This window comes from Streptomyces sp. MI02-7b, assembly GCF_033793585.1.
Taxonomy (GTDB): domain Bacteria; phylum Actinomycetota; class Actinomycetes; order Streptomycetales; family Streptomycetaceae; genus Actinacidiphila.
In genome coordinates this window covers 200,399-220,105 of sequence record NZ_JARAWX010000002.1, presented here as the reverse complement: position 1 = coordinate 220,105, position 19,707 = coordinate 200,399, and the positions used below count along the sequence as shown (strand labels likewise).

The window sequence follows — 19,707 nt, the reverse complement described above, 5'->3', positions numbered from 1 at the left end:
TGGGGCGGACCCACCACGGTGGCCCCGTCGACCCCTGGAGGGCATCAGAATGAGCTCCGACCATCAGGTAGTGATCGTGGGAGCAGGTCCATCGGGGCTATTGCTGGCGGGTGATCTGGCGGAGGCCGGTGTCAGCTGTACCGTTGTCGAGCGCCGAGTGCAGGAATCACCGCTCACTCGGGCGTTCGCGGTCCACGCGCGGACGTTGGAACAGCTCGACGCCCGCGGTGTTGCCGACCAGCTGCTCGCGACCGGCATCCGTAACCCGGTTCTCCAGTTCCTGGGGATCGATCTGTCGCGGTTGCCGACCCGTTTCCCGCATGTGCTGGTGACTCCGCAGTACCACACCGAGCACGTACTCCGGACGCGGGCCCTTTCCCATGGCGCCGATTTCCGGGAAGGCTGGGAAGCCGTCGGGCTCGCGCAGGATGCGACCGGAGTCGACGTTCGGGTTCGGGCGCCGGACGGCTCCACTCGGACCCTGCGCGCCGCCTGGGTTGTGGGCGCCGACGGAAGAGGCAGCACGGTGCGCCGATCTCTCGGCCTGCCCTTCCCCGGCCGCTCCGCGGTGCGGTCGATGATGCTTGCCGATGTCCGGTTGGCCGACCCCCCGAAGAAGCCCCCTACCGTGGGGGCGGTGGGCGATGCCTTCGCGATCCTCGTTCCGTTCGGCGATGGATGGTTCCGCATCATGGCGTGGAATCGCCACCATGAGATGCCCGACAACGCACCGGTCGACCTGGAGGAGATTCGAGCCATCGCCCGCCGGGCGCTCGGCCGCGATTTCGGCATGCACGACCCGCGCTGGATCTCACGGTTCCACAGCGACGAGCGGCAGTCGCCCCGCTACCGCGTAGGCAGGGTCTTCCTCGTCGGTGACGCGGCGCACGTGCACTCCCCTGCCGGCGGCATGGGCATGAACACCAGCATCCAGGACTCGGCGAACTTGGGCTGGAAACTCGCCGCCGTTCTGCGCGACCGTGCCCCCGAAGCCCTGCTCGACACCTATGAGGCCGAAAGGCTCCCGGTGGGACGCAGAGTGCTGCGCATGAGTGGAACGCTGCTGCGTGGTGTGCTGACCACCCCGCGGGCCCTTCGCGGCGTCCGGGACTTCGCCGCCCGGACCGTCCTGCGTTTCCCGCCGGTGGCCCTGCGGCTGGGGCGGGCGATGTCGGGAATCGACATCGCCTACAGAGCCCCGGCCGGCGCGCACCCCCTCACGGGCAAGAGGGCACCGGATGCCCTCCTCACCGATGGACGACGCCTGTACGAGGTCCTGCGCGGCCGCCGGTTCGTACTGGTGACTCCGGCAGACGCGGCACTTTTCGCCGCGGTGGGCGAAGGGTGGGCCGACGCGGTGGAGTGCGTCAGCCCAGCCGGTCCGACCAGCACGTCCGTACTGGTCAGACCGGACGCCTACATCGCATGGGCCTCGTCCGAGCGGTCGGCACACCGCCGAGCCACCGAGATCAGGCAGGCACTCGCCGGACACTGTGGAGCGGGCGCGGGCCCATGACGCCTCCGGTACGGCGAGTTGCCGTGGCTCCCGGAATGAGGGGGTGCCGCCCGCGGGCCGAAGCCGCCGCGCCCGCGGGGGCGGATACCTCCGGAGCCGAATCGGCGGTCAGACCTGCTTGAGGCCGCCGTCGACGAAGAGCTCGATGCCGGTGATGAAGCTGCTCTGGTCGCCGGCGAGGAAGAGTGCCGCGGCGGCGGCCTCCTCGGGGCGGCCCATCCGCCCCAGGGGGATCTGGCCGGCGAAGAAGTCCCAGAGCTTGGCGGCCTCTGCCGCGTTGGGAGCCAGTCCGGAGTTGCCGGGCGTCTCGATCGGACCCGGAACGAGCGTGTTCACCCGGATGTTCCGGACCTTGAGTTCGTTTGCCCAGGTGCGGGAGAAGGACCGGATGGCGGCCTTGGAAGCGGCGTAGACGCCGAAGGCCTCGCCACCGGAGGTCGCCGCAGTGGATCCGGTGAGGATGACCGAAGCGGCGTCGTTCAGCAAGGGAAGCGCCTTCTGGACCGTGAAGAGCGTACCCCGCACGTTGATGCCGAAGGTCGAGTCGAAGTGCTTCTCGGTGACGTCTTCCAAGGTGGCGAACTCGCCGCCGCCCGCGTTGGCGAACAGCACATCGATGCGGCGGCCCTGCTCGGCGACGGCCGCGTAGAGGCGGTCGATGTCGGCAAGATCGGAGACGTCGCCCCGGACGGCAGTGGCGTTCGGGCCGATCTCGGCCAGCGCGGCGTCGAGCGCCTCCTGGCGGCGGCCCGTGATGAACACGTGTGCGCCCTCGGCCGCGAATCGCTTGGCGGTGGCCAGCCCGATACCGCTGTTGCCCCCGGTGACGATCGCTGTCTTACCGTCGAGCTGTCCCATGATCAAGGCTCCTGTTCGGCGGAGGTCTTCCTCCGCGGTCGCTGTTCCACGTCGGACCCGCGTCCCATGTGGCGGGTCCCGTTCTGGACTGTACGGTAAGAAACCCGGTGCTGGACCGGATGGTCAAAAACTATGACGTAACGCACATTCCCGGCACCCAGGGGCCCGGATCGCACACCGTGCCGCGGAGTACCGCACGCTGCCCGGGCGGAACACGCGTCCGGGCCGAGCGGCGTGCGGGTCAGGAGCACGGCGTCGGCTTCCAGCAGGTCGATGCCGACAAAGGGGCGCACCACCGGCACCGGAGGGTCCGCGGGCGCGAGGACGTCGAGGTGCCGCAGCCGGAGGTCACGCGCGCTCCCCCGCTCACACGGCACGCGGTTGACGCGTGCCGCACGCGAAGCCGTACCGGGTCGGGCCCGCGGGGAAACCGCGCAGCGGCAGTACGGCTGTTCGCCGTGGCGCCGGGGAGGAACGGCACGGTCGTGGTGGTGATCCCGCCGCGGCACGCGATGCTCGTCCCGCACGCGCCGCTCCGGCCCGAGGAGACACGGGAGCCGGGCGGCGAGCCGTCGGGTACCGGTGCCGGAGCGGGAGCTCGGGCCGGCCGGGAATCCGCAGGACGCGTACGCGGCGGCACCGGAGCAGTCGGCCTCCGCCGCTTCAGGGGGTGTGTCAGCGGTGGTGGTTGCGGCTGCGCGGCCGGCCGGGGAGCGCGTCACGCTCCGGCTCCTCGAGCAGGGTGCGGTCGAGGCCTTCGGCTGTGCCGTTGCCGGCGGACGGCAGGGCCGGTCGCTGGTAGGCGATCACGGCCGCGGCCGGGGCTTCGCGCCGGGCAGCCGTCCGGTCTCGGTCAGGGGTGCACATTGCGGTGCGGCACGAGGGCCTTTCCGGTCACCGGTGCAGCTGTCGCACTCCGCACCAGGCCGGAAGACCCTCACCCTTCTCAAGATCCGTCAACCGAGCCCGCGGCGGTGAGCAGGCGGCGGAGGCGGTCGAGAAAGGTGCGCTGGGCCGTGAGGATCTTGTCGCCGGCCGCGTCGAGGGGGAACCACTCGGCGCGGTCGACCTCGGGGAACTCACGGATGTTCCCCGATCCCCTCGGCCACTCCAAGGTGAAGGTGCCGGGGACGACGAGAGCGGTGTCGAGATCGCCCTCCAGGGCCCAGATGGTGACGATCTTGCCGTTGGACTGGGTGTTCTCCCCCAGCGGCAGCAGCTCGCCGTCCGGCACCGGCAGGCCCAGTTCCTCCAGGAACTCGCGCCGGGCGGCGGCCTCCGCGGTCTCGTCCGGCTCGTACTCGCCCTTGGGGATGGTCCATCCACCGGCGTCCTTCGACGCCCAGAAGGGGCCGCCCATGTGGCCCAGCAGCACCTCGGGCGCCGCGCCCGGGGTACCGCGGAAGAGCAGGATTCCCGCGCTGCGCTTGACCGCCTTGCCGCCGGCCTTCTCCACTGCCGCCATCCGACCAGTGTGGCCGGTCAGTCCCGGCCCAGCCACAAATCGGGGCCGAAGACCTCGTAGTGCACGGCGGAGGCGGGCACCCCGCGCTCCAGCAGCTGGGTGCGGACGGCGCGCAGGAACGGCAGCGGGCCGCAGAGGTACGCCTGGAGCCCTTCGGGCAGCGGGACGTCGCGGAGGTCCACCCGGCCCCTCCGGTCGCCGGACAGGGCGCCCTGGGGGTCCTCGTACCAGAAGTGGGCGCTGCCCCGGGGAAGCTTCGCGGTCAGGGCCCGGTGGTCCGCGGCGTGGGCGTGGTCGGCCGGCGAGCGGTCGCCGTGGACGACGGCGACGGGGGCCTCGTAGCCGGAGCCGGCCAGCTGGTGGAGCATCGCGAGCATCGGAGTGCAGCCGATCCCGGCGGACGCCAGCAGCAGCGGCGCGCCCTCGTCGCGCAGGACGACATCGCCGTAGGGGGCGGACAGTTCGAGCCGCGCGCCCTCGGCGACGTGGTCGTGGAGGTGGCAGGAGACCTCGCCCGCCGGGTCCCCGGCGCGGCCGTGCACCCGCTTGACGCTGAACTGCCGGGTGGCGTCGCCCGGGGCGCCGGACAGGCTGTACTGGCGGATCTGGCGGGCGCCGTCGGGGAGTTCGACGCGTACGGAGACGTACTGACCGGGGCCGAAGGCGGGCAGCGGGCCGCCGTCGGCGGGGCGCAGCCGGAAGGTGACGACGTCCTCGGTCTCACGGACGCGCTCGGCCACCTCCCACGGGCGCCAGGTGTCGCCGAGCAGGACGCCCTTCTCGGCGTACAGGCGCTGCTCGATGGCGATGAGGGCGTTCGCCATGAGCCAGTAGACCTCGTTCCAGGCCGCGCCGACCTCCTCGGTGACGGCGTCGCCCAGGACCTCGGCGATCCCGGCGAACAGGTGCGTGTGGACGACCTCGTACTGGCCGGGGCTGATGCCGAGGGAGGCGTGCTTGTGCGCGATGCGGGCCAGCATGGCGTCCGGGCGCCGGTCGGGGTGCTCGACGAGGGCGGTCGCGAAGTGGGCGATGGCTGCCGCGAGCGCCTGCCGCTGGGTGCCGTCCGCCTGGTTGCCGCGGTTGAACAGATCGCGCAGCAGCTCGGGGTGGGCGGCGAAGAGCCGGTCGTAGAAGCGCTCGGAGATCTCGGAGATCGCCGCGCCGACGGCGGGCAGGGTGGCGCGGACGGTCGCCGCGGACTTCTCGCTGAGCATGGACGGTTCCTTAATAGGCATACGGGTTTCGCATTAAAAGGCGCACGGAAGGCGCCCCGGAACGGCGGGAAACGGGATGCGGGCCGGACCCTCAGGCGCCGGGACCGGACGGGCCCCGCCCGACCAGCCCCACCAGGACCGGCCCGGTCGGCGCGGCCGTCAGGTCCTGGACCGTGAGCGGGTCGAGGGAGACGTAGAAGGCCTCCTGCGCGCGGCGCAGCGCCCCGCGCAGCCGGCAGGCACCGGCCAGCGGGCAGGGCACCTCCCCCTCACAGTCCACCACGTCCCCGGCCCCCTCCAGCTCCCGCACCAGGGCACCGATCGAGGCCGCGCGCCCGGCCTCGGTGAGGGTGAGGCCCCCGCCGCGGCCGCGCCGGGTCTCGACGACCCCGAGGTGCTGCAGCCGGGCCACGACCTTGGCCAGGTGCGAGTACGGAACCCGTACCGCGTCGGCGACGTCCCTGGCGGTGGACGGCTCGCCCTTGACGGCGAGGGCCATCACCGCGCGGAGCGCGAGGTCGGTGGACTTGGTGAGGCGCATACCCCGAGGCTAGATAATGCGCATCTGAGATTCAAGTTAGGGCGGGGCGTCTGCGGCGCACGTCACAGGTGCGCCGCGGACGCCCCGCGGCCCCGTCGCGGACCGCCCGGCTCAGGACGCCGACAGGACGGGCTCCAGGAACCGCAGGACCCCCGCTGTGGCGTCGAGTCGGGCCGGTACGCCGACCGGGAAGGTCTGCATCGGCACGCCGTGGCCGATGTCGGCCCCCGTGAGCACCGGGACGCCGAGGCCGCCGAGCCGGTCGCGGAGCAGCCGCTCGACCTGCTCCGGCTCGCCGCAGCCGGTCCAGGTGCCGCAGAGAATGCCCGCCACGCCGTCCAGGTACCCGGAGCGGCGCAGCTGGGTGAGGATCCGGTCCAGCCGGTACGGCTCCTCGTCCACGTCCTCGAGGAAGAGGATGCCGCCCCGGGCGGGCAGCGAGGTGTCACTGCCCAGCGAGCTGGCGAGCATGCTCGCGGTACCGCCCAGGGTGGTGCCCTCCGCGACGCCCGGCACCAGCGTCCTGGCACCGGGGAAGACGAGCTCGCGGACCGGCTCCGGGTCGGTCAGCAGACGGGCGAGGGTGTCGAAGCCGTACTCGCCCTGGTGGAAGTCCCGGCCCGCGACCATGGGCCCGAACAGCGAGACCCAGCCCAGCTTGACGGCGACCGCCTCCAGCAGGGACGTCACGTCGGAATAGCCCACCAGGACCCGGGGCAAGGGCGTGCCGATCTTCTCCCAGTCGACCCGTTCCAGGGTGCGCTGGGCGCCGTATCCGCCGCAGGCGCACAGCACGGCGGCGTAGGCCGGGTCGGTGAGCGCGGTGGTGAGGTCGGCCGCGCGCAGGTCGTCGTCCCCCGCCAGGTACTCACCCGGGGCACGGGCCGAGTCGAGGACGTCGGGCCGCAGCCCCAGGTCGAGCAGCGCCCGCACGCCGCGGTCGAGCCGTTCCTGGTTCGGTGGGCCGCTGGCGGCGATGACCGCGACGCGATCGCCCGCGCGCAGTGCCCGGGGGCGGACGTATCCGGTTTGGGTGCTCACGTGTTCTCCTTGTCCTCCGCCACGGCGGCGGGGCCGCCCAGATAGGCGGCCAGCAGCGCGGCCCGGTGCAGCAGCGAGCGCACCGAGGCGTGTTCGGCGGCACTGTGCGCGCCGCCGCCCTCGGGGCCGAGCCCGTCCGCCGTGGGGATCCCCGCCGCTCCGGTGTGATTGGTGTCCCCGGCGCCGCCGGAGGTCCCGGTGGTCAGCTCCAGTCCCAGGGCGCCGGCCAGCCGGATCAGATCCGCGGCGAGCGGGTTGGCGGGGTCGGCGGCCCAGGCGGGCCGGTAGGACACCCGCGTGGTGCTGATCCGCGCGCCGTCGCGGAACGGCACGAGCGACTCCACCGCGGCGAGGGCGGCGTCCTCGGCCTCCTGGTCGGCGAAGCGCAGGCCCAGTTCCGCCCGGGCGTGCCCGGACACCACGTTGGCCCGGGTGCCGCCCTGGATCGTGCCCACGTTGAGCTCGGCGGCCGGCGGGGCCGGGACCGCGGTACGCAGGGCCCTCAGCTGGTCGACCAGCTCGTCGATCGCCGGGACGCCGAGGCCGGGGTCGAGGCCCGCGTGGGCGCTCACGCCCTCCACGTCGATCCTGATCCGGGCCACGCCACGCCGTCCGGTCTTCAACGCGCCGCCGGGCAGCGGCGCTTCGAGGCCGAGCACGGCGACGGCCCCCTCGGCGTGCCGGGCCACCAGACGACGGCCGTCGGGGCTGCCGATCTCCTCGTCGTTGACGACGACCAGCCGGACCGGCCGGAAGGGCCGGGACCCGGTGCCGGCCAGCAGCCGCATGGCCAGTTCGACCTCGACCAGGGAGCCCTTCATGTCGAAGACCCCGGGGCCGGTGACGGTGTCGCCGTCGGGCTCCAGCCGGAACGGCCGCTCCGCGGTGGTTCCCGCGGGGAACACGGTGTCGGAGTGACCGATCATCAGAATGTGGCCGTCGTCGGGGCCGCCGCCGGCCCAGTGGCACACCAGGTGGTCGCCGTCCGCTCCGGGAACGCGCTCGGTGCGCGCGCCGACGGCCGTGTAGGCGGCCTCCAGTTCCCTGGTGACGACGTCGATGCGTCCGGCGTCGCCGGACGGGCTCTCGGCGTTCACCAGGGTCTCCAGCCGGCGCAACGCCTGGTCCCTCAACAGGGCGGCCCGGGCCAGTAGTTCGTCCATCGACTCAGCCATAGCAGCTCTCCATGGCGGATGTGGCCACCCGGGTCACGGCCCGGAAGCAGCGGATCGCCTCGTACATGGTGGGCAGGGTGAAGCGGACCGTCAGCGGGTCGGTCTGCTCGACGCCCGGGATGTAGGTGGCGGCCGGTGCGAGGTGGGCGGCGTCGAAGGCCACCTCGTAGGTGTAGCCGCCCGGCGGCGGTGCCTTGGGACCCGCGGGCCCGGGCAGCGCCCGCAGCCCCTCGCGCGCGGCCTCGGCGATCCGGGCGGCGCTGTGGACGGGCGGCAGGCAGACCGCCGCGTAGCGGTCGACGCAGGTCTTCACCACGGCGCGGGCGGCGTGCGGGGCCCAGTCCTCGGAGTCCAGGCAGCACAGGTCGTCGCCGGTCACCAGGACGACGGGGACCCCGTACTCGTCGGCGAGCAGGGCGTTCATCCGTCCCTCGGAGGCGGGGCGGCCGTCGATGCGCACCTCGGTGATGGTGTTCGGCAGATAGGTGTGGGCGAGAACGCCGGGCTGCCCGGCACCGGTGTGGTAGCCGACGAGGGCCACCGCGTCCGGCGAACGGTCGATGCCCTCCATCATGCCCAGCGGCTTGTGGGTGCCGATGAGCAGCCGCGCCCGCTCGTCGAGCCGGTCGAGCAGCAGGTTGCGCTGGTCGGAGTGCGCCTCGTTGACCAGGATCTCGGTGGCCCCGGCCGCGGCGAAGCCGGCGACCGCGGCGTTGACGTCGGCGGTGAGGAGTTGCCGGTGGTACTCCCAGCGGGCGTGGCCCGGCCGGACGTCGTCGGGGAAGGTGACGCCGGTGGCGCCCTCCATGTCGGCGGAGATCAGGACCTTCACGCCCGGCTCCCCTCGGTCGTACGGTCCACCGCGCCGGTCCAGGTGCGCAGCGTGTGCTCGGCCACGACATGCTCCTCGACGGTGACCCCGATCCCGGGCGTGGCGCGCGGCACCTCCACCAGGCCGTCGACGGCCCGGATCGGCGGGGACACGATGTCCTCGCGGTAGTACTTGTCGGACCCCGACACGTCGGACGGCAGGGTGAATCCCGGAAGGGCGGCCAGCGCGAGGTTCGCGGCGCGGCCGATCCCGAACTCGTGCATGCCGCCGCACCAGACCGGGACCCCGGCGCCGGCGCACACGTCGTGCACGGCCCTGGCCGGGTGCAGCCCGCCCAGCCGGGAGACCTTGATGTTCACGACGTCCGCCGCCCCCAGTCGCAGCGCGGTCCTGAGCACCGGCACCGAGGTGATGCTCTCGTCCAGGCAGACCGGGGTGTCGAGGCGGGCGGCCAGTTCCGCGTGCGAGAGCAGGTCGTCCTCCGCGTACGGCTGCTCGATCATCAGCAGGCCGAGGCCGTCGAGCGCGGTCAGCAGCTCGGACTGGCCGGGGGTGTAGGCGGTGTTGGCGTCCACCTGGAGGGCGATGCCGGGGAAGGCGGCGCGTACGGCCTTGACCGGCTCGATGTCCCAGCCCGGCCGGATCTTGAGCTTGACCCGCCGGTATCCGTCGCCGACGTGGCGGGACACCTGCTCCAGCAGCTCGTCGACGGTCGGTTCGATACCGAGGCTGACTCCGGCGGCGACCCGGTCGGCCGTCCCGCCGAGCAGGTCGGCCAGCGGCGCGCCGCGGGTCTTGCCGTACAGGTCCCAGCAGGCCATCTCCAGGCCCGCGCGGGCGAAGTTGTTCCCGCTCACGGCGGCGGTGTGGCGTGCCGCGTCCTGCGGTGTCTCCCAGGGCCTGCCCAGCAGGAGGGGGACGAGGTACTCGCTGAGGATGTGCCAGCAGCTCCAGGTCGACTCGCCGCAGTAGTACGGATCGCTGGGCGAGGCGCACTCGCCCCACCCCACGGTGCCGTCCGACGCGGTGGCCCGGATGAGGATGTGGTCCAGGTGGGACTTGCGGTGCGAGCTGGTCTCGAACGCGTGGACGAGGTCGAGCCGCGTCAGCGAGAGCTCGACCTCGGTGATGGTGATGGGCATGTGGTGCATTCCTAGTCTGCCCGGCGGGGCACGAACCGGTAGGCCGCGAGATCTTCGTCCAGCCGCCGGCAGGACACCCCTTCGTGCTCGGTGAGGACCGTTCCGAAGGTCTCGCACAGCCGCCGGCGCAGGTCGGCCGCGGCGCCGGCGCCGTGCTCGGCCCGGTGCTTCTGCCACTGGGCGGGAACGACGACGATGACGTCCTCCCCGTCGCGGTGGACCGTGCCGGGCCGCCAGCCGGCCCGGGGGACCAGCGGCCGGGCGGCGCGGGGCGGCTCGGTGAGGTGCCAGTCCACGAGGAACCGGTCGGTCACCTCGCCGGTGTCGTCACCGAAGCCGTCCGGGCCGTACATGGCGGGTTTGACGGCGGTCAGCCGGCCGCCGAGGACATCGAGGTTGAAGTGCGCGTTGCGGGTCTTGACCGGGTCGAAGGTCCACCGCATCAGCGTGATCCCCTCGGCCAGACACCGGTCCCGCTGGGCGTGCTTGAGCCGCCGGCCGATCCCCTTGCCCTGGTGGGCGCGGGCGACCACGGCGAGCTGGGAGTACTGGTAGAAGCGCCAGGCGGGCCCACCGGCCGTGCCGGGCCCGTCCTCGAGGGGTTCGCGGGCCAGGAAGCTGTAGGCGAAGCCGACCAGTTCCCGGCCCCGGTGCGCGTCCACCACCAGGCCGCTGTTGGCCTGGAGGGCGGTCAGCAGCCGGGGGTTGACACCGCCGTCACCCGGGCGCAGGCCCATGACGTCGGCGTACAGCTCCATGCAGGAGGCCATCTCCTCGGGGCCGTCGACATCGTCGACCACGATGTCGTCGCCGGACGCGCCGGGCCGGGCGCAGCCCCGGACGATGGTGCCGCCGCCCGTCATCGGGCGGCTCCGCTGTCCTCGTCCCGGCTCTCCGCGGCCCCGTTCTCCCCGGCCAGGTGGCAGGCGACCTGGGCGCCGAGCGACGGGTCCGCGGAGAGCACCGGAAGGTCGTCCGTGGTGCACCGGGCCGTGCGCCGCCCTTCCTCGTCCAGCCCGGCGAACAGCGGGCAGCGCGGGTGGAACCGGCAGCCTTCCGGGATCGCCGTGGGGTCCGGCGGCTCGCCGGTCAGCAGGGTGGGACGCCGGTCGCGGCCGGAGTCCGGCAGCACCGACAACAGCGCCTTGGTGTAGGGGTGCCGCGGATGCAGCAGCACCTCCTCCACGGTGCCGACCTCGACGATCCGCCCGAGGTACATCACCGCCACCCGGTCCGCGATGTTCCAGGCAAGGCCCAGATCGTGGCTCACCACGAGGGCGGACAGGCCCAGTTCGTCACGGAGGTCCAGGAGCAGCTTCAGGATCTCGCCGCGCACCGAGGCGTCCAGGGAGGCGACCGGCTCGTCGGCGACGACGACCGACGGGCCGAGCGCCAGCGCGCCGGCGATCACCACGCGCTGCTGCTGGCCGCCCGACATCTCGTGCGGATAGCGCCGCATGAAGTCCTCGGGAGGCCGCAGCCCCGCCTGGGACAGGGCGTGGTGGACGCGGGCGTTGAGATCGCCGGTCATCCCGTGCAGACGCGGCCCCTCCGCGACCGCGTCGTAGACGGTCTGCCGGGGGTTCAGCGCGCCACCGGGGTCCTGCAGCACGAGCTGCACATGGCGCCGGTGCTCCTTGAGCGCCGCGTTGGAGTGGCCCAGCCGGTCGCCCCGGTACCGGACCTCACCGCCGGTGGGCCTGACGAGCCCCACCAGCGCCCTGGCGAGGGTGCTCTTGCCGCAGCCGGACTCGCCGATCAGCGCCACGATCTCGCCCTGTCCGATCCGCAGGTCCGCGCCGTCCACGGCGTGGGCCGGGCCGCGGCCGCCCCGGGGCGGATAGGTGACGCGGAGGTCGCGGACCTCGAGCGCCGGCGCCTCCGCGTCCGTACGGGCGTCGGCGGCGGCTCGCTCTGCGGTGGTGCTCACTTCTCACTCCCTCTGCTGACGGTGCGGTCTGCCGACCCGCCGGGGAATTCGGGCAGTACGCGCAGGCAGGCCGCGTGCCGCTCTGGTCCGCTCGGCCACAGCTCGACCGCACGGGTCCGGCACGCGTCCGACACCTCGGGGCAGCGGGGGGCGAACGCACAGCCCTCGCCGAGCTGCGCCAGGTTCGGCGGGTCGCCCGGCAGCCCGGCGGGCGCGCGGCGCGAGGCCGGGTCGCCGATGGTCGGGAAGGCCCGGCCCAGTGCCCGGGTGTAGGGGTGGCGCGGATCCCCGAACAGCTCGGTGGACGGCCCGGTCTCCACCATCTCCCCCGCGTACATCACCGCGAGGCGGTCGCACATATGCGAGAGCACGGACAGGTCGTGGCTGATCATGATGACGCCGATGTTCCGCTCCTGGACCAGGTCCGTGAGCAGCTGCAGGATCTGCGCCTGCACCATCACGTCCAGGGCGGTGGTCGGCTCGTCCGCGATGATCAGGTCGGGGCGGCAGGCCAGCGCCATGGCGATCATGATGCGCTGCCGCTGGCCACCGGAGAACTCGTGCGGGTAGCTGCCCAGCCGGCGCGCGGGGACGCCCACGCTGTCGAGGAGTTCGGCCGCGCGGGCACGTGCCGCCCGCCGGCCCACCTTCTCGTGCAGCACGATCGGCTCGCAGATCTGGTCGCCGATGGTCTGCACCGGGTTCAGCGCGCTCATCGCGCCCTGGAACACCACCGACGCCTGTGCCCAGCGCACCGCGCGGAGTCTGCTCCAGGACGCGGTCAGGGTGTCCTCGCCCTGGAAGCGCACCTCGCCACTGATCCGGGCGGACGCGGGCAGCAGCCGCAGCAGGCTCAGCGCCATGGTCGACTTGCCGGAGCCGGACTCGCCGGCCAGGCCGAGGGTCTGGCCGCCGTCGAGGTCGAAGCTCACTCCGCGTACGGCGGGTACGTCGCTGCCGTTCTTGCCGTTCCGGTAGGTGACCTTGAGGTCGCGTACCTCGAGCATGCTCATGAGCCGCTCACCATCCGGGGGTTGAGGACGTGCTCGACGGCCCGTCCGGTGAGGGTGAAGCCCAGGACGACGACAAGGATCGCGACGCCGGGCGGCAGCAGCCACCACCAGTCGCCGGCGCTCACCGCTCCCTGGGCGAGCGCCGCGTTGAGCATCGAGCCCCAGGACACACTGATCGGGTCGCCGAGCCCGAGGAAGGTCAGGGTCGCCTGGGACAGGATGGCCGAGGCCACGGTCAGCGTGCTGGAGACCAGGATCAGCGGTGCCACGTTGGGCAGTACGTGCCGCAGCATCACCTGGACGTCGCTGGCGCCGAGTGCCTTGGCCCGCTCGATGAACGGCCGCGCCTCGACGGCGAGCGTCTGGGCCCGGATCAGGCGCGCCGTGCCGGTCCAGCTCGTCACCGCGATGGCGATGGTGATGGACGCCGAGCCCTGACCGATCACCGCGGACAGCGAGATGGCCAGCGGCAGGCTGGGCAGCGCGATGAACCAGTCGGTGACGTGCATCAGGGCCTTGCCGACGCGGCCCTGGTAGTGGCCGGCCAGCAGTCCGATCGCGCTGCCGAGCAGCACGGTCAGCAAGGTGGCGATGATGCCGATGGCCAGCGACGAGCGGGCGCCCCAGATCGTCATCAGCAGGATCGACCGGCCCGCCTGGTCGGTGCCCAGCAGATAACCGCCGCTCGGCGCCGCGAGCAGCGGGCCGTCCACCTTGACCACGTCGAGCTGGTCGTCGCCGATGAACAGCGGGGCGCACAGCGCCAGCAGGCCGAAGGCCAGCAGGATGCCGAGGCCCGCCAGGCCGGACGGACGCTGCGCGTAGGCGCGGGCGAAGCGGCGCAGCGCGTGGAACCGCGGCGGCGCGAGTGCGGTGTCGAGGTGGGTCACTGGGCACGCACCCGCGGGTCGAGGAAGCGGTACACCACGTCGGCGAGGAGGTTCATGATGATCACCGAGGCGCTGAAGATGATGAAGGTCCCCCGCAGCAGCGGGAGATCGGGGACCTGGAGGGCCTGGTAGGTCAGATAGCCCAGGCCCGGCCAGGAGTAGACGGTCTCCACCGTGATCGCCCCGCCGACGATGGTGCCGAGGTGGAGGAAGATCACGGTCACCGAGGGCAGCAGGGCGTTGGGCACCGCGTGGTGGCGCCGGACGACGTCGTCCCGCAGGCCCTTGGCGCGCGCGGTCAGCAGGTACGGGCTGCCCAGCTCGTCGATGATGGAGGACCGCATGATGGTCACGTACTGCGCGAAGACCACCAGGACCAGGGTCGTCGCGGGAAGCACCAGGTGCCGGGCCACGTCGAGGACGTGCTCGATCCCGCCGCCGTCCAGGGAGGGGTCGCTCATCTGGCCCGCCGGGAACAGGCCGGGGATCGGTCCGATGCCGACGCTGAAGACGATCAGGAGGATCATGCCGAGCCAGAAGGTCGGCACCGACCACAGCGTCAGCGAGGCACCCGAGGTGATCCGGTCCAGGAGGCTGCCGTGCCGCCAGCCGCTGCGGACGCCCAGCCAGAGGCCGAGCACGACGGAGATCACGGTGGCGGTCCCCATCAGCAGCAGTGTGGGGCCGATGCGCTCACCGATCAGGTGGGCCACCGAGTCCTTGAGCCCCCACGAGTAACCGAGCTTTCCCTGCAGGGTGTCAGTCACGAACGAGACGAACTGCCGCCACAGCGGCTGGTCGACCCCGAGCTGGTGGCGCAACTGGATCATCTGGGCGTCGCTGACCGGACGGCCCCGGGTGAGCGCCTGCACCGGGTCGGCCGGCATCAGGCTGAACATCACGAAGCAGATGACGAGGGTGACGGCGAAGCTCACCGCGGCGGCGGCGAGTTTGCCGCCGAGGTAGCGCAGCAGGCCGAGTCGTCGCGGGTCGCGCGGCGTGCCCGGCCCCGGGCGGGGGGCGCCCGAAGGCGCCTCCCCCACGGTGCCCGGGCCGGCCGGCCCGGCGGTGTCCGTAGTGCTGGTCATCGGCTATTCACGCTCGTCCGCGCCGGCCCGGCGCCTGATCACGAACACGGCGCCGCCGAGGATCACGACCACGAGGGCGACGCCCACGCCGATGAGCGTGCCGTTGCCGGAGGAGGAGGCCGCCTTCCCTCCCGCCGCCGGGGTGGCGTTCAGGTAGTTCCAGAAGGTGGTCTGCGGCTGGTAGAGGCCGGCCGCGTCGGGCTTGCCCTCCGCGAGGCCGGTCACCGTGTCGGTGCGCACCGCGTTCAGGCCGTTGGCGTAGTACAGGGTCAGGTCGCTGTTGGCCTTGTAGAGGATGGACTGCATCCGGCCGATGATCTTCGCCCGCTCGGCCGGGTCGAAGGTGATGACCTGCTGCTTGAAGAGCCGGTCGTACTCCGGGTCGCAGAAGAAGGCGTCGGTGCTGCCGGCCGAGCCGTCGTCGTTGGGCCGGGCGTCGCAGGTCTGGATGCCGAGCAGGTAGGTCGGGTCCGCGCCGGTGCTCCAGGAGTCCATGAGCATGTCCCAGTCGCCCTTGGCCAGGTCGTCGTTGAGCTTGGTGGAGCTCAGCGCCTGGATGTCGACCTTGATGCCGATCTGCTTCAGCCAGCCCGACATGTAGGTCGATACCTGGGTGTCACGCGAGGTGTCGGAGTGGATCCCCAGCCGCAGGACCAGCGGCTTCTTGGTCTTGGGGTCGGTCCGGATGCCGTCCTCGCCCTTGGTGTAGCCGGCGTCGTCCAGCATCTGGTTCGCCTTGGCCGGGTCGTGGTCGAGCTTCTCCCCGGCGGCGGGGCTCCAGGACCACTGGGGCCAGGCCGGCGGGAGGTAGCTGTGGCTCACCGTGCCGAGACCGCCGAGCACCTTGTCGACCAGGGTCTGCTTGTCGGTGGCCAGCGCGATCGCGGTACGCAGGGTCGCGTCGGCCAGCGCCGGGTTGCCGGTGCCGATCTTCTTGCCGGTCCGGGTCCTGGCGCCCGCGTTGATCTCGACGGCGGTCCAGCGGTTGCCGACCTCCTGGAAGGTCTGGACCGACTTCTGGCCCTTCAGCGACTCGTACAGCGTCGAGTTGAGGCTGGCGTTGTTGACGAAGTCGAGCTGACCACTGCGCAGCGCGGCGACCGCGGCGTCGGAGGTCTTGAAGGACTGCTGGATCAGGTGGTCGAACTTGGGGGCGCCCAGGACGAACTTCTTGTTGGCGTCGAACTTGGCGTACTGCTCGGTCTTGTACTGCGTCAGCGTCCACGGGCCGTAGCCGACGAGCGGGAAGCTGTCGTTCGTGTAGTCCTTGAGACCGGCGACGTGCGACTCCCAGATGTGCTTCGGCACGATCGGGATGCCGCTGACGGGGATGCTGACGTACAGCATGTTCGCCTGCGGCGCCTTGGTCTTGATGACCAGGGTGGTGGGGTCGGGGGCGGTGACCGACGCGAAGTTCTCGACCAGCGACCCGTTGGCCGTGCCGGCGATGTCGTCGGTCATGATGAGGTTGAGCGTCCAGGCGGCGTCCTCGGCGGTGAGCGGCTTGCCGTCGCTCCACTTCAGGCCGTCCCGGATCTTGAACGTCCAGGTGAGCTTGTCCGGCGAGGTGCTCCACGAGGTCGCGAGGTACGGACCCGGGGTGCCGTCGGCCTTCAGGGTGTTGAGGGTCGGATAGACAGCTGCGTAGACGTCGAGCGAACCCTTGAGGTACCCGAGGAAGGGATTCAGGGAGTCCACCTGGCCGGCCATCGCCGACCGCAGGGTGGTGCCCTGCGCGGCGGACGCCGTCGGCGCGGTGCCGATCGTCGCGGCGCCGAGCAGCAGGGTGGCGCCCAGAGCGGACGCGGCGCGTGCGAATCCGCGGCCGCGGGCTCTCGGGGGCGTGGCAGTGCCTATCGTCACGGAATCCTTCTCCTTTTCAGTGCCGTGGTCGTGCCAGGGCAGGGGGGGGACGTCGGCTCAGCGGGCAGAGCCGGTACGAGGGTCCGTTCGCAGGTAGCTGTCGAGGACCCGGACTCCGAAGGCGAGGCTGTCCACGAGCACCCGCTCGTCGACGCCGTGCACGAAGTCCCAGTGGGAGAAACCCGGTGGAGTGGTGCCGGGGGCGAAGCCGTAGCCGGCGATGCCGAGCCGTGCGAACGCCTTGGCGTCGGTGCCCCCGGACATGCAGTACGGCAGTACCAGCGCCTCGGGGTCGTGGGCCCGCAGCGCCGCCGCCATCGCGGCGAACTCCGCGGTGGTGTGGTCGGCGGAGACCGGGGCGGCGAAGCTGGCGAACTCCCGGGTCACCGCGGAGCCCAGGATGGCGTCGACGACCTCGAAGAAGGCGTCCTCCGCGCCGGGCAGGATCCGGCCGTCCACACCGGCGGTGGCCTCGCTGGGGATGACGTTGTGCTTGTAGCCGGCCTGCAGCATGGTCGGGTTGAGGGTGTTGGACACGGTCGCCTCGACCAGCCGCGCGGCCTCGCCGAGTCGCGCCAGGGAGGCCGGGTCCGCCGGGTCGATCTCGATCCCGAGGTGCGCGCCCAGCCCGTCGAGGAGGGCGCCCACGGTGGGCGTGATGTGCACGGGCCAGGAGTGGGCGGACAGTTCCGCGAGCACGCGGGCGAGGGTGCTGACAGCGTTGTCCGGATTGCGGCGGGAGCCGTGGCCCGCCGTGCCGCGGGCGGTGAGGGTCATCCAGGCGCTGCCCCGCTCCCCCGCGGCGATCGGGTACAACCGCGTCCCGTTCGGAAGGTGCACCGCGTGGCCGCCGGATTCACTGATCGCGGTGGTGACGCCTTCGAAGAGGTCGGGGTGCTTCTCCGTCAGGAAGCCCGCGCCGTACGCGCCGGTGTCCTCCTCGTCCGCGACGAAGGCCATGACGATGTCCCGCGGCGGCCGGTAGCCGGTGCGGCCGAACGACCGGGCCACGGCCAGCATCATCGCGTCCATGTCCTTCATGTCCAGGGCGCCCCGGCCCCAGACGGCCCCGTCCCGCACCTCTCCGCAAAAGGGGTCGAAGCTCCAGTCGGCGGGCTCGGCCGGCACCACGTCCAGGTGCCCGTGGACCAGCAGGGCGGGGGCGGAGGGGTCGGTGCCCGGGATGCGCACGACGGTGCTGGCCCGGCCGGGGGCGGACTCCAGCACGGTCGGCGCGAAGCCCGCGTCGGTGAGGGTCTCGGCGACCCACTCCGCCGCGGCACGCTCGCCCCGGGAGTCGCCGCCGCCGAAGTTGCTGGTGTCGAAGGTGATGAGACGGGAGCACAGGTCGACGGTGTCGGCCGCCATGGCGTGGTGCTCGGGCGTCGCGGGTGCGGGCTGTGCGGTCACGAAGTGCTTCTCTCGGGGTCTGCCTGCGGGAGGATGGCGACGTCGGTCGGCGCGGCGGTGACCGGGCGGGTGACGGCCGGGGCTTCTGCCGCGGCGTCGTCGGCGTAGCACTGCAGTGCCCGGGCGAGTTCGGCCCGGCGCCGGTCACGGCGGCCGGCGCCCTTCGCGCCCGCGGCGGCCAGCGAGGCCAGGATGTGGCCCACCGCGGTGACCGCTGTGGGCGAGTGACGAGGCGACTCGCTTCTCGTGTTGATGGCGAGCACGTGGTGCGCCGTCGCGCAGACCGGGCTGTCGTAGCTGTCGGTGAGGGCGATCACCGTCGCGCCGAGCGCCTGGAACTGCCGGGCCACGCCCAGGGTGAGCTGACTGTAACTGCGAAAGCTGTATGCCACAAGTACATCGCTGGGGTGAGCGTCACTGATCGCGTTGACGGCCGCCCCGCTGCCCGGCTGGATCAGCGTGACGTCGCGCAGCGACGAGGTCAGGTCCGAGGCGAGCAGCGCCGCATAGCCGATCGACTTGAGGTCGCCGAAGATCCACCGGCGGCGGCCCGCGAGGATCGCCTCGGCCGCCAGCTCCAGGGCACCGTTGGCCTGCAGCGAGTTGAGCGTGCCGGCGAGGTTCTGCTGCTCCCGGTCGAGCGTGCGGCGCAGCGGGGAACGATCCTGCGCCTCGCCGTCCCGGCGGGTGAACCGCAGATCGGGCGGGGTGAGCCGGCGGTTCGCCTCCCGGCCGGCCTGACGCCGCAGATCGTCGGTGTCGGCGAACCCGGCCATGGCCAGCAGCCGGTCGAGGTCCTCGGACCTGGCCCCGGACGCACGGAGCAGTTGCGCCGGTCTGCGTTCCAGCGCCGCGGGGTAGTCCGCCGCGATGACCGCGACCAGGCGCTCACCGGCCGGGCCGCACTGCGCGGCCGCCGTCCTCAGCAGAGTGAGCACCGGCGTCGGGGCGAATGCCGTGGCCATCCGCGACCCTCCCTCATGTCCGTTTCGCGGTGAGCTGGTCCGTTAAGCGAGGTCGATTTACTGGGAGTTAATACATCTGACGGATCGATTGCCCTAAGTGCTCGGCGAGTATTACTGTCGCCCGATGACATCGTCAAGGGTTGAATCACCCGAGGCATCACCACCACCGGACGGGTCGCCCCGTGCCGCACTGGACGAGGCCGCGAACCGGGCGATCGCCACACTCGCCGGGTCGGTGGCCCAGGTCAGACGGGCATCCGGCCTGACCCTGTCGACCGTTGCCGGCCGGGCGGGCTTCTCCCCGGCCTACATCTCCCAGATCGAATCGGGCTCGGCCAACCCGACCGCGCGCACGCTGGCACAGGTGGCCGCGGGCCTCGGGTGCGGCGTGGCCGAACTGTTCGGCGCGGCGGGAGGCGAGGCCGGGAGCGCCCCCGCGTTCCCGGCCCGCTTCGCGGCCGCCCCGCTGCTCGCCCAGGTGCCCGGCCACTCCGGCATCTGGGACCGCACCGCGAGCGGCGCGTCCCGGCTGCAGGTCCGGCTGGTCCACGGCGACCCCGGCGACCACGCGGAGCCGGTCCGCCACCCGGGCGAGGAGGTCCTCGTCGTGCTGGCCGGCGAATGCACCGTGCGGGTCGGCGACTTCGTGCACCCCCTGCGCCCCGCCGACGTCTGCCACCTGGCGGCGTCGGACGAACACCAGATCACCGAGTCCAGCGACGACCTGCTGCTGCTGGTCGTCCTCACCGAGGAGTAGCGCC

Annotated in this window: 19 protein-coding genes; 2 read left to right on the top strand and 17 right to left on the bottom strand. The window is 72.3% G+C overall.

Annotated elements, in window-relative coordinates; translation table 11 throughout:
• The first annotated feature begins 49 nt into the window (after positions 1-49).
• Positions 50-1,516 carry an FAD-dependent monooxygenase gene (locus PV364_RS03215; RefSeq protein ID WP_319658048.1) on the top strand — a complete coding sequence of 489 codons (1,467 nt, stop codon included), beginning with the start codon at positions 50-52 and terminating at the stop codon, positions 1,514-1,516.
• Between the two features lie 108 nt (positions 1,517-1,624).
• Here the strand turns inward: PV364_RS03215 and PV364_RS03210 are convergent, their stop codons facing one another.
• The 17 genes from PV364_RS03210 to PV364_RS03130 form a co-directional block, all read right to left on the bottom strand.
• Positions 1,625-2,374 carry an SDR family oxidoreductase gene (locus PV364_RS03210; protein ID WP_319658047.1) on the bottom strand — a complete coding sequence of 250 codons (750 nt, stop codon included), beginning with the start codon at positions 2,372-2,374 and terminating at the stop codon, positions 1,625-1,627.
• A 675-nt stretch (positions 2,375-3,049) separates the two neighbouring features.
• A complete protein-coding gene (locus PV364_RS03205) occupies positions 3,050-3,241 on the bottom strand; it encodes a hypothetical protein (protein ID WP_319658046.1) in 192 nt (63 codons plus the stop codon).
• Positions 3,242-3,320: 79 nt separating this feature from the next.
• Positions 3,321-3,839 carry an NUDIX domain-containing protein gene (locus PV364_RS03200; protein WP_319658045.1) on the bottom strand — a complete coding sequence of 173 codons (519 nt, stop codon included), beginning with the start codon at positions 3,837-3,839 and terminating at the stop codon, positions 3,321-3,323.
• A gap of 17 nt (positions 3,840-3,856) precedes the next feature.
• The gene (locus PV364_RS03195; protein ID WP_319658044.1) at positions 3,857-5,056 is read right to left on the bottom strand and encodes a globin domain-containing protein; all 1,200 of its coding nucleotides are present in this window, start codon (positions 5,054-5,056) and stop codon (positions 3,857-3,859) included.
• A gap of 91 nt (positions 5,057-5,147) precedes the next feature.
• Positions 5,148-5,597 (bottom strand): Rrf2 family transcriptional regulator, encoded by a 450-nt coding sequence (locus PV364_RS03190; RefSeq protein WP_319658042.1) that lies wholly within the window; start codon positions 5,595-5,597, stop codon positions 5,148-5,150.
• Between the two features lie 111 nt (positions 5,598-5,708).
• Positions 5,709-6,638 (bottom strand): LD-carboxypeptidase, encoded by a 930-nt coding sequence (locus PV364_RS03185; protein WP_319658041.1) that lies wholly within the window; start codon positions 6,636-6,638, stop codon positions 5,709-5,711.
• Positions 6,635-7,813, bottom strand: a complete 1,179-nt coding sequence (locus tag PV364_RS03180) for a M20/M25/M40 family metallo-hydrolase (RefSeq protein ID WP_319658040.1) — start codon at positions 7,811-7,813, stop codon at positions 6,635-6,637. The genes PV364_RS03185 and PV364_RS03180 overlap by 4 nt, the downstream gene beginning before the upstream one ends.
• On the bottom strand, positions 7,806-8,645 hold the full coding sequence (locus tag PV364_RS03175) for a M55 family metallopeptidase (RefSeq protein ID WP_319658039.1): 840 nt from the start codon (positions 8,643-8,645) through the stop codon (positions 7,806-7,808). Before PV364_RS03175 ends, PV364_RS03180 begins: the two co-directional genes overlap by 8 nt.
• Positions 8,642-9,787 (bottom strand): o-succinylbenzoate synthase, encoded by a 1,146-nt coding sequence (gene menC, locus PV364_RS03170; RefSeq protein ID WP_319658037.1) that lies wholly within the window; start codon positions 9,785-9,787, stop codon positions 8,642-8,644. The genes PV364_RS03175 and menC overlap by 4 nt, the downstream gene beginning before the upstream one ends.
• 11 nt (positions 9,788-9,798) lie before the next feature.
• Positions 9,799-10,650 carry a hypothetical protein gene (locus tag PV364_RS03165; protein ID WP_319658036.1) on the bottom strand — a complete coding sequence of 284 codons (852 nt, stop codon included), beginning with the start codon at positions 10,648-10,650 and terminating at the stop codon, positions 9,799-9,801.
• Positions 10,647-11,717 (bottom strand): ABC transporter ATP-binding protein, encoded by a 1,071-nt coding sequence (locus PV364_RS03160; protein WP_319658035.1) that lies wholly within the window; start codon positions 11,715-11,717, stop codon positions 10,647-10,649. Before PV364_RS03160 ends, PV364_RS03165 begins: the two co-directional genes overlap by 4 nt.
• Positions 11,714-12,730 (bottom strand): ABC transporter ATP-binding protein, encoded by a 1,017-nt coding sequence (locus PV364_RS03155; RefSeq protein WP_319658034.1) that lies wholly within the window; start codon positions 12,728-12,730, stop codon positions 11,714-11,716. Before PV364_RS03155 ends, PV364_RS03160 begins: the two co-directional genes overlap by 4 nt.
• A complete protein-coding gene (locus PV364_RS03150; protein ID WP_319658032.1) occupies positions 12,727-13,620 on the bottom strand; it encodes an ABC transporter permease in 894 nt (297 codons plus the stop codon). Before PV364_RS03150 ends, PV364_RS03155 begins: the two co-directional genes overlap by 4 nt.
• Positions 13,617-14,708 (bottom strand): ABC transporter permease, encoded by a 1,092-nt coding sequence (locus PV364_RS03145; protein ID WP_319658031.1) that lies wholly within the window; start codon positions 14,706-14,708, stop codon positions 13,617-13,619. The genes PV364_RS03150 and PV364_RS03145 overlap by 4 nt, the downstream gene beginning before the upstream one ends.
• A 3-nt stretch (positions 14,709-14,711) precedes the next feature.
• Positions 14,712-16,571 (bottom strand): ABC transporter substrate-binding protein, encoded by a 1,860-nt coding sequence (locus PV364_RS03140; protein ID WP_319658030.1) that lies wholly within the window; start codon positions 16,569-16,571, stop codon positions 14,712-14,714.
• A 57-nt stretch (positions 16,572-16,628) separates the two neighbouring features.
• Positions 16,629-17,981, bottom strand: coding sequence for a M20/M25/M40 family metallo-hydrolase (locus PV364_RS03135; RefSeq protein ID WP_319658029.1), 1,353 nt, complete (start codon positions 17,979-17,981; stop codon positions 16,629-16,631).
• The gene (locus PV364_RS03130; protein WP_319658028.1) at positions 17,978-18,946 is read right to left on the bottom strand and encodes a MurR/RpiR family transcriptional regulator; all 969 of its coding nucleotides are present in this window, start codon (positions 18,944-18,946) and stop codon (positions 17,978-17,980) included. Before PV364_RS03130 ends, PV364_RS03135 begins: the two co-directional genes overlap by 4 nt.
• Before the next feature lie 124 nt (positions 18,947-19,070).
• Between PV364_RS03130 and PV364_RS03125 the strand changes: the two genes are divergently transcribed.
• On the top strand, positions 19,071-19,703 hold the full coding sequence (locus PV364_RS03125) for a helix-turn-helix domain-containing protein (protein WP_319658027.1): 633 nt from the start codon (positions 19,071-19,073) through the stop codon (positions 19,701-19,703).
• Positions 19,704-19,707: the final 4 nt, after the last annotated feature.